The following is a 12579-nucleotide window of genomic DNA, read 5'->3' as shown; positions in this document are numbered from 1 at the left end:
GCAGTTTAATACTATTACTGCTAACACATTTTCTAACACTAATATCCATACATTCTTGTTCCGCTTCTTTAGTATTGATGCAAATCAATCTAGGAAGCCTGATCATGCCAATAAAAACTAAAATCAGCTTAGTCGCACTGACCCTTTCAGCTCTGCTGACCATTCCCGCGTATGCAGCATCAACTGCGCCAGCCTTACACAGTGCAAGCGAACCTGTGAATGCAGTAGCGCAAACCGAATCAGAAAAAGCCAATGCCCTGTTCGAAACCATCTTCATGGAAAACATTATGGCAAGTCCCATTTCGCAGACCTATATGGGGATCAAGCAAGACTATGATAAATGGGATGAACTAGGTGATGCCGCCGATGATAAAACCCTAGATCGCACAAAAAAACAAGTGGCGCGGGTCAATCAGATTGATGCGACCAAACTCGATCCACAAACTAATCTTAGCCTCACGTTACTGAAGCAAAATCTGCAAAATGACATCGAAGATGACCAATGGCGCTATCATAATTACCCTGTGAATCAGATGTATGGTGGCCACTCTATGATCGCCTCCTTCTTAATTAACCAACATCAAATCACAGATGTCAGCGATGCCAAGGCCTATATCAGTCGCTTGAATGGCGTTCCCAAACGCTTAAGTCAATTACAGACAGTATTAGCCGTTCGCGCAGATAAAGGCATTATCGCGCCTAAGTTCGTATTCACTTATGTGATTTCAGACAGCCAAAACATCATCAAAGGTGCGCCTTTTGATAAAGGCGACGACAGCGCGTTACTCGCAGATTTTCGCCGTAAAGTTAACGCATTAGCGATTCAAGAAACAGAGAAACAAGCGTTAATAAAGCAAGCTGAGCAAGCACTAGTGACTCAAGTCGAGCCCGCCTACAACAAGCTCATTGATTATATAAAAACTTTAGCGACCAAAGCTGACGACCGTGATGGTGCGTGGAAACTCCCTAATGGCGCAGCCTTCTACAACAATGCCTTAGCTCGTACTACTACGACAAACATGACCGCCGATCAAATCCATGACTTAGGGCTTTCTGAAGTGGAACGTATTCACAATGAAATGCGCGCCATCATGACGAAGGTCAACTTTAAAGGCGATTTACAGCAATTCTTTAGCTTTATGCGTGACGATCCCCAGTTCTACTACCCCAATACCGCCGAAGGCAAAGCCGCCTATTTAGCTGAGGCGACTAAGTTCATCGACAATATGAAGTCGCGCTTGGATGAAGTGTTCAAAGTAAAACCTAAGGCCGCCATGGTCGTGAAGCAGGTTGAAGCCTTTAGGGAAAAATCCGCGGGTAAAGCCTTCTATGAACAACCGGCACCGGATGGTTCGCGTCCAGGTAGCTACTATGCAAACCTATATGACATGAAAGCCATGCCAAAATACCAAATGGAAGCGCTGGCCTACCACGAAGGTATTCCGGGTCACCATATGCAGATCGCCATTTCCCAAGAACTGCAAAATATTCCTAAGTTCCGTAAGTTTGGGGGCTATACCGCGTATATTGAGGGCTGGGGCTTATATAGCGAATCTTTCCCGAAAGAAATGGGACTCTACGCCGATCCCTATTCTGACTTTGGTCGCCTAGCAATGGAACTGTGGCGTGCATGTCGCTTAGTCGTTGATACTGGTATCCACGCTAAAAAGTGGACCCGCGAGCAAGGCATAACCTATTACGTGGACAATACGCCAAATGCTAAATCAGATGCGGTGAAAATGGTTGAACGCCATATCGTTATGCCATCGCAAGCGACAGCCTATAAAGTGGGCATGATTAAGCTGCTGGAACTCAGACATAAAGCAGAGCAACAGCTTGGCAGTCAATTTGATATCCGCGACTTCCATACGCTAGTACTTGCTAATGGCGCATTGCCACTAGATGTGTTAGAGCAACAAGTCGATCTCTGGATAGCCAGTAAGAAGCAGGCCTAATGCCTTAATGCTGAACCGTGAAGCACTGTTAACTTGCTTCACGACTAAAGCGACATAAGTGAAAGTCTTAAGCTGCAGCCAATAAAAAAGCCACTCGAAAGTGGCTTTTTTATTGGTACCATTATCCCGTTAGATAACAGAACCCTTCTCACTGTGGGTCACTATATTTGTTGCATTAATATATGCTTTAGCACTCGCCTTCACATCATTTAACACACAGTTGCGACTTTAGGGTACAGGGAGACAAAACTTGTGCTCAAGGCTGCAAACCATCAATAAAAAAATTACCTCAGCGATAAAGCTGAGGTAAACCAAAAACTAGGATGATGGTTTAAAGAGCCAACATTGTTTTAGTTCTCAAACTTCTGTTGGCTGTGATCCAAAACTGCATTAACGCCGACCTGTATACAAAAATTGAAAGGGGTCATTTCCAATAAACGTATAGGACTCAGATCATTCCGAATCAACTGTTACCATTGTATTCAATTAAGAACAGAGTTCAAGGATGTTATAAAAAGTGCTTTAGAAACCCCTAAAAAACCATCAGCAAATGTACTCACCAACCCAATCTAAAGTATTGATTTTAAATAACCATAAAAGTGCGCGCTCAATTTAAAACCACATAAGACTGCTTTTGAGAACAATGTTTCCTATTTTACTGACGTTTACTGAATAATTCGACATAGGGAGCATCCCAATACGGTGGCGTTCCTATGTGATCTTTGATGAATTCGATAAAAGAACTGACCTTAGGTGCTAAGTGCTTACGACGGGGATAAACCGCCTGCAATGGCAGATGGTGGGTCAATTGCCAATCCTTCAGTAAAGGCACTAATGTCCCTTTGGCAATTTCATCTTCCATCAGATAACTCGCAAGATACACAACCCCAAGACCACTGATTGCAGCAGATTTTAATGCAGGCGCATTATCCACCCTGAAATTACCCGATACGCCAATTTCACAGTAGTCATCACCCTTCTTAAATTGCCACATGCTGTGCTCGTGCCACTCGCCTTGATAGACCAAACAGTTGTGGTCAACTAGCTGCTCAGGTCGAGTTGGCTCGCCATGTTGAGCAATATAGCCAGGCGAAGCAACTAACAGGAATTGACACTTCATCAGAGGTCTAGCAACCATGCCAAGCGGTAATTGCTCAGACATAGTTAACAGTAAGTCTAAGCCTTCGCTCACGACATCCACTTTATGGTCCAGTAAGCTCACTTGTAGCTCAAGCTCAGGATGTTTTGCCATAAAAGATGGCAACGCAGGAATGATATGCATCACTCCAAAGGATTGGGAAATCCCCACCTTAAGCACGCCGCGGGTCGCATCATTTAAGTTATGCACGCTGGCTATCGCTTGTTCAGCGTCACGCAGCAGTTCTTCACCTTGCAGATACAGCAAATGCCCTGCTTCAGTCAGACTTAAGCTGCGGGTGGTACGTTGAATTAATTGAACACCAAGTCTATGTTCAAGATCGGCGACTTGTGTACTGACCTTAGACTTAGAGATCCCAAGCCTTCTTGCGGCGGCACTAAAACTACCTGCTCTGGCCACATGAGTAAAAATCGCAATAGGTTCTAACAGTTCTAACATGGAAGTCGCCTTAAGCTGTTTACGACAATGATATTAACTTTCGGTGAGCAGCTATGGTTAGCGTAATCATCGCTTAAAAATAACCATAGCATTGATATCTCGCATCAAAATGATATAACGCAGAGATTTAGACCGAAAAAGTCCACTAAAGTAGGGGGTTATATCTGACTGATATGCCAGCTTTTAATTATATTTTAAGAGTATACCAAATATTCGTCTCTAGACTGTAACATTCCGAACTAAATCGCTGCAAGCCTAGCCTATAAGCCACATCAACTTAGCCATAAGGGTTGTCACCACGATTAAACCGTAGCCAATAAAAAAGCCCCTAGTCGATAAATTGACTAGGGGCGTAGCATTCAAGTTTGACTCATGCACAAGGAGATAGAAGTTATTGCAGTTAAAACTAAGGGCGATTCGCAAGAACTATTTACAAGAACTATTTGCAAGAACTATTCACGCAGTTCCTTGGTTGAGTTTTGTGTCAACACATAAGGTGCTAGTTCTGGCACTTCTTGGCGCAATTGATTTTCAAGCACTAACAGATGTTCAAATCGGTCGCACAAACGGTCAGCCTTAGCTTCTAATCCCTTAGATTGGCTCTCAACTTGTTGCTCAATATCTTGGCCTAAATTGTCCATTTTTTTGGAGAAGGTATCCATCTTGGCTTCAAAATTTTCACCGCCACCAGACATGATTTGGCCACCTAAGTTCATCATAATGGCGCCAATTGAATTCTGGACAATTTGTTCCATTTCCTGCTCGAATTCATCGTTAAATGTACTTTGCATCGAGTCTTCAGTCGCCCCTAAATAGAAGCTATCACCATTCTTGTAAGCCACTGAATCAACCCGTTTTTGAACGCCAGCCATCATTTCATCAAATTTTGCACCAGCGGCATCACCCATTAAAGGTGTTAAGGCCATACCAACCGCTTTGGAAGCAAGAGATACTGCCTCATTCACCAGTTCAATCACTTCTGGCACTTGAGTCGAAACTTCATCGGCATATTGAGTAACCAATTTTTTCTGCTTGTCGGTTAAGTTAACTTGCTTACCTTCCACAAATAACTTGTCAACTTCGATACGATACTTTTCTGTGCCCTTCTCGCTCATAACTAATTTTTTAGGCTCAACCATAACGTCATAATTTAAGGAGACTTCACAGCGCTCATCTATTTTTGGCTCTATTTGTGCTTGCGCCAGCTGTACGCTAGATGCCCCTAAAATCACGCCAGATAATGCAAATCCAGTTAATAACTTATTTAATTTCATTTTTGTTCGTCCTTTAATCTGAATAATTCGATAAACCTAAACTACTGAATAGCTTATAGCAGGAGACGTGCCAACTTTATAACGATTTGATTATGTTTAATTTTGAAAGTTAGCACTAAAAGGTCATTAGCGAAATTCGCTAACATTTAGTCTGATAGTGCTAATAAAAAACGAGAGATAAGACTAGAAAATAGAACGACCGAGACGCTGACTGAGATGCTCAAGCATCGCAGTGCCCGCAAGTGAGTTGCCATTATTATCGAGTTCTGGCGACCATACACAAATCGACAGTTCTCCAGGGATCACGGCAATAATACCGCCGCCGACGCCACTTTTACCTGGCATACCAACACGATAAGCAAACTCACCCGCACCATCGTATAAGCCCGAGGTTGCCAACAGAGCGTTAAGTTGCCGAGTTTGCACTTGAGAGATAAGCTCAGTCCCTGTGATACTTTTACCGCGATTAGCCAAATACAACATGGCCTTAGACAAGTCAGCACAATTCATCTTCAAGGCGCAATAATGAAAATAGGTGCGCAGCACAGTATCAACATCACCTTGAAAATTACCAAATGACTTCATCAAATAAGCGATAGCCGCATTGCGCGCACTATGCTGATATTCTGAATCTGCTACTTGTTTATCGAAACACACTTTATCGTTTTGGCTTAGTTGCCTGACTAACTCAAGCATTCTGTGTTTAGGTGCGCCTAAACGACTCTGCAATAAGTCAGCAATCACTAACGCGCCAGCATTGATAAAGGGATTACGCGGCTTGCCACGTTCTAACTCGACTTGTACTAAAGAGTTGAATGAATGACCCGAAGGTTCTTTGCCAACTCGGCTCCAAATTTCGGCTTCTTCATATAAAGTTAACGCTAAGGTTAAGCTGAAAACTTTGGAGATACTTTGAATCGAAAACGGCTCAAGGTAATCACCCGCACCTAAAGTTTCACCGTCAACAGTCGTGACGGCAATGCCTAATTTGCCAGCATCAACGCTGGCCAGTGCGGGGATATAATTTGCAACCTTTCCTTGGCCGAGCAAGGGTCGAACTTTCTCGACCACTTCCTCAAGTAATGCCAACTCGGGCATTAACCCCACCAAATGTCGTACAGTTCGCTAACTTCAACCTGAGACACTTTTTGGGTCGCCCAGAATGCCTTAACTGCAGCAATATCTTCTTCGGTACATTTACCAATCGTTTGGGTGGCGATAATGCCTTCCCATTCGATGTGGCCGCCGCCATGGAAACCTAATTTACGGGTTTCGATCACTTCATCGATGAATTTATCTACAGTTGCATCGATATCGGCTTCAGATACTGATGCATCAAAAGTCCAAGCCATATCGAAACCTAACTCTTGGAATTCATCAACGCGCATTTTCTTACGTAAACGACGGCTACGATTAGTTGCCATAGTGATTTTCCCTTTTGTGTTTAAAATTAGCTAAAATTGAGTTCGTGATTAAGCGATACGCTCAAACATCAGATCCCATACACCGTGACCCAATCTATGGCCGCGGGCTTCAAACTTTGTCAATGGACGATGATCAGGACGCGGCACCACACTGCCGTCGGCCGACTGATTTTGATAACCCGGAGCGGCTTGCATCACCTCTAACATATGCTCGCTGTACTCTTCCCAGTCAGTGGCCATATGGAACACACCGCCAATTTTTAGCTTGCGACGAATCAGTTCGGCAAATTCAGCTTGCACGATGCGGCGTTTATGGTGACGTTTTTTATGCCAAGGATCTGGGAAGAACAATTGCACTCGGGCTAATGAACCGTCAGCAATCGCATGTTCTAATACTTCCATGGCATCGTGATGATACACACGTAAATTAGTCACACCAGCAATGGCGGCATCACTGAGGCAAGAGCCTACACCCGGTTTATGTACTTCAATACCAATGAAATTTTGCTCTGGTGCATCTTTAGCCATTTGTACTAAAGAGGCGCCCATGCCAAAGCCAATTTCCAGCACAGTATCAGCTTCACGACCAAAAACGTCGCTTAGTACCAATGGCACTGGGCTGTAATCTAAACCCATTGTTGGCCACTGGCTTTCAATAGCGTGTGCTTGGCCTTTGGTTAGGCGACCTTCTCTCAGGACAAAGCTTCTGATCTTGCGCAGATACTTGCCTTCTTCATTAAATTCAGCGGTAGTGACTTCGCTCATTTTTGCCTCGTCTAGTGGACAACACCATCATAAAAGAAGGGCATTATCCAAAGTTCAACATACAGTGCAAGCACTAATGGGGCGAAAGTATACCAAGATTATTTAAGAGTGCGAATTTAGCAGCGATTTTTAGCTTTAGATCCCTTGCCAACTTATCTTTGACGCTTGTCTAAGAAGATAACTGCCGCTACACTGCGCCGATGAAATCTACAGCCTCCTTCGCTACACGTATCGTCTCTTGGTACGACAATCACGGTCGTAAAACCCTCCCTTGGCAGCAAGATAAAACCCCATATCGCGTATGGGTTTCTGAAATTATGCTGCAACAAACTCAGGTTGCGACTGTTATTCCCTATTATCTTAAATTTATGGCGCGTTTCCCCGATGTGTTAGCACTTGCTAACGCGCCAGACGATGAGGTATTACATCATTGGACCGGTCTTGGCTATTACGCTAGGGCGCGTAATCTGCATAAAGCAGCCAAAATAATCCGCGATGATTATCAGGGATTATTTCCAACACATTTTGAACAAGTGCTCGCCCTACCCGGCATCGGCCGCTCGACGGCAGGCGCAGTATTGTCATTGTCACTTGGGCAACATCACCCCATTCTCGATGGCAACGTAAAACGTGTATTAGCAAGACATGGGGCAATCGCAGGTTGGCCAGGGCAAAAGACGGTTGAAGAGCAACTTTGGCAACTGACGGATGCCTTCACACCGCAGCAAGATATTCAGAAATATAATCAAGCCATGATGGATATCGGCGCCAGTATTTGCACTCGTAGCAAACCTAACTGTGCCGCTTGCCCTGTAGCGATTGATTGCAAAGCTCAGCTGATTGGCAGACAAACCGATTTCCCCGGCAAGAAGCCTAAAAAAACCATACCGACCAAAGCGGCGTGGATGTTAGTGATGATGCAAGACAATCAAGTCTTTCTAGCTAAACGTCCGCCAGCGGGAATTTGGGGCGGGCTCTGGTGTTTCCCTGAGTTTGCTACCCAAAATGCACTTGAAACTCATCTTGAAGAGCAAGGGTTTGCTGCGCAACCACTCGAATGGTTAACTGGCTTTAGGCACACATTTAGCCACTTTCATTTAGATATTCAGCCCATGATGCTTAACTTAGATAAAACTCACGGCGATAAACAGAGCGTGGGTGCTGTCATGGAACAAAACCAGTCTCTCTGGTATAACATAAGTCATCCTTCCAAAGTGGGACTCGCCGCCGCCACCGAGCGCGTGCTAGCCAATTTGGGATCACTCGTTCACTCCGCAGTCAGTAAGGAATAATCATGGCGCGTACAGTCAATTGCGTATATTTAAATAAAGAAGCCGACGGCCTAGACTTTCAACTGTATCCAGGTGATTTAGGTAAGCGCATTTTTGATAACATCAGCAAAGAAGCTTGGGGCCTATGGCAAAAAAAGCAAACCATGCTGATCAACGAGAAAAAACTCAACATGATGAATGTTGATGATCGTAAATTTCTTGAAGAACAAATGACCTCTTTCCTATTTGAAGGTAAAGATGTTGAAATTGAAGGTTTTGTACCAGAAAAAGACCAAGATTAATTCTGGTCGTTAGTCGGCTCTAAGTATAAAGCTTACAAAAAAGCGCCCTTCGGCGCTTTTTGTTTATCTAAATGGCAGAATAAAGAGTTACTTACGCACGCCTTCAACCACTAGATCTAATTCAACATGGCTAGATGCTGGACCTAAATCCATCTTGATACCGAAGTCTTTCATCGCAAAGGTAGTTGTGCCAGTAAAACCGGCACGGTAGCCACCCCAAGGATCCTGACCTTCACCCACAGCATGGGCCTTGATCGCTAAGGGTTTAGTCACACCATTTAAAGTTAAGTTACCGTTAATCACTAAATCGCCATTTCCTTTATCTTCCACCGAAGTAGATGCAAAGGTCGCTTTAGCGAATTTGCCAGTATTAAGGAAATCTTCACCGCGAATATGTTTGTCACGCTCAGCATGGTTTGAATCGACACTTAATGTATTCACAGTGACATTCACTTTCATCGCAGTTGGTTTAGCCGCATCGTAGCTAAAATCGCCGCTAAAATCATTAAAACGCCCCACCACATAGCTATAACCTAAGTGATTAACTTTAAATGTAATAGAAGCGTGAGCGCCTTCATGATCAATCACATAGTCAGCAGCTGAAGCCGCCACAGGAGCCAATAGAGATACACCAATCAGTGCGCTTAACAGTTGCTTTTTCATTGTATTATCCTCGTTTAAATTTAATCATTCTAAGTAGGGTAGTGTCTTTATCGATAAAGTGATGTTTTAATGCGCCCGCCGCGTGAATAACGACCAGCGCGATCAAGCTGTAAGCCGCATACTGGTGAATATCACCCGCGATATCAGCTTGGTTTTCAAACAAAAGTCCCAATCCTGGTAGTTCAAACCAATCAAACACCCAGATACCACGGCCATCTGCGGTTGAGATCAAAATGCCAGCAGTCATAATGACAAAGAGCAAGACATAAATAATAAAATGCGCCAAATGTGCGGCCGTCTTTTCCCACGGTTTATGACTCGCCTCAGGTACAGGCTTGGGATTAACTAAGCGCCATACCAAACGAAATATTGTCGCAGCCAATAACAGAATCCCAATACTTTTATGTAGATGCGGCGCAGTCTTGTACCAAGTACTGTAGTAGGTTAACTCCACCATCCACACACCGACTGCAAATAACCCAATCACGACGAACGCACTCAACCAATGGGTCACAATGGCGGTAATTCCATAAGCAAACTGACTATTTCGAAACATACTGCGACTCCGTACTCGCGTTTTCTTCATGCTATCCATGAAATAATATTCATTATCATAAATCTAAATTTAAAAACTAAAATCAGTAAAAATCGCTTATATCTTTCTAAATTTTAGAAAGTAAGCCAAAAATCATGATCTGTGAGCACAACGCTATAGTAAACATCAGTATCCCTCTGACTTGAAAAATACAGCCAACGAATGAAATTGAACTGAATTCGCAAAATAAGAGATAAAAAACACTCAAGATGTGCATTAAACAGCCGAACGAGTAATTTATCGGGAAAAAGCACTTGCAGAGGTCAAACACCCTAGCTAATATAGCCGCACTTCGAACGATACGGCTTAGCCAACGAGTTCAAAGTAGTTAACTAACGCTTAGTTTAGTTGCCCGAATAGCTCAGTCGGTAGAGCAGAGGATTGAAAATCCTCGTGTCCCTGGTTCGATTCCGGGTTCGGGCACCATTATTCTGTAGTAAAAATTGCAGTAAAGATTTAAGCCGGCATAGCTCAGTTGGTAGAGCAACTGACTTGTAATCAGTAGGTCCCGAGTTCGACTCTTGGTGCCGGCACCATATAAAACAATGAAGCCACTCAATGAGTGGCTTTTTTGTATCTGAAATTTGAATAATAACTAATAAAGTCTGTGGTCAATCGCAACTGACTTACTCTTGATAATATCAGTAGGTCCCGAGTTCGACTCTTGGTGCCGCCGGCACTATATAAAACAATGAAGCCACTCGCTTACTCTTAGTTGCTCCGCTTCCATCAATCAAAGCTCAACAATACCCACTGCGCTCCACAGCTCCTTGCTTGCAACAAATGAGCTTAAACCTTAATTGTTCTCTCCAAAATAGAAGATAAATAAATGAGGAAGTTAGGATAAACAGCCAAAAGGAACACCCATAGGCGTTAAAGTGCTGAAACTTTCAGCGGTAAAATAAGGGTAAAACGAAAGAATCAAATAAATAAGCGCATTTTGTTTAATAGTTAATCAGTCACTTAAAAAGGGCTTGCACAGCTAAAGCGAGCACTATATTATACGCGCACTTCGAACGAACAAGGTCTTCACGACTTAGTTCAAAGTAGTTAACTAACGCTTAGTTTAGTTGCCCGAATAGCTCAGTCGGTAGAGCAGAGGATTGAAAATCCTCGTGTCCCTGGTTCGATTCCGGGTTCGGGCACCACTTTTAAGGTAATGAATTCGATTGGGTTTATTACCGTGCTTTACGCCGGCATAGCTCAGTTGGTAGAGCAACTGACTTGTAATCAGTAGGTCCCGAGTTCGACTCTTGGTGCCGGCACCATATAAACAAAAAAGCCACTCAATGAGTGGCTTTTTTGTATCTGAAATTTGAAGTGTTCAGTACAAAGCGCAACTGACTTTCCTCAATAATAACGATAGCGCCCTCAATACTGGCACAATAAACGCTCAAATTGAGCGTATAAGATAATTTATTGACATCACGCAACAGACAATCACTTAATCCTTTACCCCTATAAATGATAGTTTTATATTCGCCACATAAAAAAGCCACTCATTATTGAGTGGCTTTGCGTTCTTATACAAACTATCTAGTTCCAAATGACTCAATCGTGCTTATTTGATGAGCTCGAGTGGCATAGGCCTATCACCTGCTTGAACTTGATGTTGAACATGGCGCCACCCTTGAGTGAGCTCACTTAGATGTGCTTTTCTCTCGGGGAAATGTGTAGCAAGTTTTTCGATAACATCAATTTGCTTCTTACACAATAATGACCAACGATCTGCATTTGATAAGTACATGGCGTTTTCCTTAACTGAGGGGTTACTTTTCCTTAGCCAGTTAAGTCTAGGCTGGAATCATTTTATTGCCAATTCAAAATTGCGCGTTAGCGCACTGTTAAAACAACTAACTCGGGAGTATCTTGGTTCTACAAACATAAAATAGGAGGCGTTATGACAGCCGATATTTTCAAACTCATTTTTGTCGCTATTGGTATATTTCTCGTTTACAAACTGATATTTGGTGGCAAGAAAGGTCTGACTATTTTTGAAATGCATTTTAAAGATGGCCGTATGACTCAGCATAAGGGCAAGATCCCCGAACGATTCGAACGGGAATGCCGCCAAATCGCTAAAACCGAAAAACTGACTTGTACTGTTAGGGCTGAAAAATCAGGAGATGTACGCTTACATATTTCTGCCAACGTGAGTGACAATGTAAAGCAAAGGATTCGTAATCTGTTTCCGTTTGAATATTATGACAAAAAATCGATAGATAACAGTCGTCAAGCGGGTTAGTTCTTCGCCTCTCCCCTAGCAACCTTAATACTTGCTATTGATAGTTAAGTATTGAGGTTGAAGTGAGTTCCTAAGGCATCTTCTTATTTAAACTTAACTGGATACCTAGGTTTTAGAAAATCGGATTCTAACTGCCCGTCTTTTCTAGCATCTCGAATACGACGTTCATTATCTTGCACCATAGGATCGCTTGCGGGTTGATGAGGATCGACTTGTTTCTCAGAATGATCCTCAAACTTAAAGTCAAAAGATGAACAAGCAGTTAACGACAGACTAAAAAATACTCCCCATAAAATAACGTGTTTATTCATCGACTACCCCTATCCATTTAGACTTAAGCTCAGATTAATTAAATTTAAACAATGGGTTGCAATAACCTTACCCCCATATATAGCTTATACCACTAGCAAAAATGCCTAGCTGCAACTTTGGTTTGACTTCAACACTTTAATGCAGAAAAAAGGGGGTTATTAGCCAAGCTATACTGT

General features: G+C 43.0%; 13 protein-coding genes and 4 tRNA genes. 8 read left to right on the top strand and 9 right to left on the bottom strand.

What is annotated here, in order from left to right:
- Nucleotides 1–104 precede the first annotated feature (104 nt).
- On the top strand, nucleotides 105–1955 hold the full coding sequence (locus RA178_RS06790; protein ID WP_306685005.1) for a DUF885 domain-containing protein: 1851 nt from the start codon (nucleotides 105–107) through the stop codon (nucleotides 1953–1955).
- Between the two features lie 655 nt (nucleotides 1956–2610).
- Here RA178_RS06790 and RA178_RS06785 read toward each other — a convergent pair.
- From RA178_RS06785 to trmB, 5 genes are all read right to left on the bottom strand, one after another.
- A complete protein-coding gene (locus RA178_RS06785; protein ID WP_006082526.1) occupies nucleotides 2611–3552 on the bottom strand; it encodes a LysR family transcriptional regulator in 942 nt (313 codons plus the stop codon).
- A 452-nt stretch (nucleotides 3553–4004) separates the two neighbouring features.
- A complete protein-coding gene (locus RA178_RS06780; RefSeq protein WP_306685004.1) occupies nucleotides 4005–4826 on the bottom strand; it encodes a YggN family protein in 822 nt (273 codons plus the stop codon).
- Between the two features lie 183 nt (nucleotides 4827–5009).
- A complete protein-coding gene (glsB, locus tag RA178_RS06775) occupies nucleotides 5010–5924 on the bottom strand; it encodes a glutaminase B (RefSeq protein WP_113939414.1) in 915 nt (304 codons plus the stop codon).
- Entirely contained in the window at nucleotides 5924–6250 is a 327-nt protein-coding gene (locus RA178_RS06770; RefSeq protein ID WP_028761293.1) for a YggL family protein, read from the bottom strand. The genes glsB and RA178_RS06770 overlap by 1 nt, the downstream gene beginning before the upstream one ends.
- 48 nt (nucleotides 6251–6298) lie before the next feature.
- Complete coding sequence (gene trmB, locus RA178_RS06765) at nucleotides 6299–7015, bottom strand: tRNA (guanosine(46)-N7)-methyltransferase TrmB (protein ID WP_105251866.1); 717 nt, start codon at nucleotides 7013–7015, stop codon at nucleotides 6299–6301.
- 200 nt (nucleotides 7016–7215) lie between these two features.
- Here trmB and mutY point away from each other — a divergent pair, with 200 nt between their 5' ends.
- Nucleotides 7216–8307, top strand: coding sequence for an A/G-specific adenine glycosylase (gene mutY / locus RA178_RS06760; protein ID WP_131523649.1), 1092 nt, complete (start codon nucleotides 7216–7218; stop codon nucleotides 8305–8307).
- Between the two features lie 2 nt (nucleotides 8308–8309).
- Nucleotides 8310–8588: an oxidative damage protection protein gene (locus RA178_RS06755; protein WP_011788659.1), complete on the top strand. Its 279-nt coding sequence runs from the start codon at nucleotides 8310–8312 to the stop codon at nucleotides 8586–8588.
- An 87-nt stretch (nucleotides 8589–8675) separates the two neighbouring features.
- Here the strand turns inward: RA178_RS06755 and RA178_RS06750 are convergent, their stop codons facing one another.
- Nucleotides 8676–9251, bottom strand: a complete 576-nt coding sequence (locus RA178_RS06750) for a YceI family protein (protein WP_028761297.1) — start codon at nucleotides 9249–9251, stop codon at nucleotides 8676–8678.
- 4 nt (nucleotides 9252–9255) lie between these two features.
- Complete coding sequence (locus RA178_RS06745) at nucleotides 9256–9807, bottom strand: cytochrome b (RefSeq protein WP_198572673.1); 552 nt, start codon at nucleotides 9805–9807, stop codon at nucleotides 9256–9258.
- 389 nt (nucleotides 9808–10196) lie between these two features.
- On the opposite strand from RA178_RS06745, the gene RA178_RS06740 reads away from it, so the two are divergent.
- From RA178_RS06740 to RA178_RS06725, 4 genes are all read left to right on the top strand, one after another.
- Nucleotides 10197–10272: transfer RNA gene (locus tag RA178_RS06740), tRNA-Phe, on the top strand.
- A 34-nt stretch (nucleotides 10273–10306) separates the two neighbouring features.
- A tRNA-Thr gene (locus tag RA178_RS06735) sits at nucleotides 10307–10382 on the top strand.
- A 536-nt stretch (nucleotides 10383–10918) separates the two neighbouring features.
- Nucleotides 10919–10994: transfer RNA gene (locus RA178_RS06730), tRNA-Phe, on the top strand.
- 44 nt (nucleotides 10995–11038) lie between these two features.
- Nucleotides 11039–11114 (top strand) — tRNA-Thr (locus RA178_RS06725).
- A 293-nt stretch (nucleotides 11115–11407) separates the two neighbouring features.
- Here RA178_RS06725 and RA178_RS06720 read toward each other — a convergent pair.
- A complete protein-coding gene (locus RA178_RS06720; protein WP_105251863.1) occupies nucleotides 11408–11593 on the bottom strand; it encodes a hypothetical protein in 186 nt (61 codons plus the stop codon).
- Between the two features lie 153 nt (nucleotides 11594–11746).
- Between RA178_RS06720 and RA178_RS06715 the strand changes: the two genes are divergently transcribed.
- Nucleotides 11747–12091 (top strand): DUF3634 family protein, encoded by a 345-nt coding sequence (locus RA178_RS06715; RefSeq protein ID WP_105251862.1) that lies wholly within the window; start codon nucleotides 11747–11749, stop codon nucleotides 12089–12091.
- Nucleotides 12092–12174: 83 nt separating this feature from the next.
- Here the strand turns inward: RA178_RS06715 and RA178_RS06710 are convergent, their stop codons facing one another.
- A complete protein-coding gene (locus tag RA178_RS06710) occupies nucleotides 12175–12402 on the bottom strand; it encodes a hypothetical protein (protein ID WP_306685003.1) in 228 nt (75 codons plus the stop codon).
- Nucleotides 12403–12579: the final 177 nt, after the last annotated feature.

This window comes from Shewanella oncorhynchi (assembly GCF_030848765.1).
GTDB lineage: Bacteria > Pseudomonadota > Gammaproteobacteria > Enterobacterales > Shewanellaceae > Shewanella > Shewanella oncorhynchi.
The sequence above is the reverse complement of the archived record's forward strand: the minus strand, read 5'-3'. Positions and strand labels throughout refer to the sequence as shown.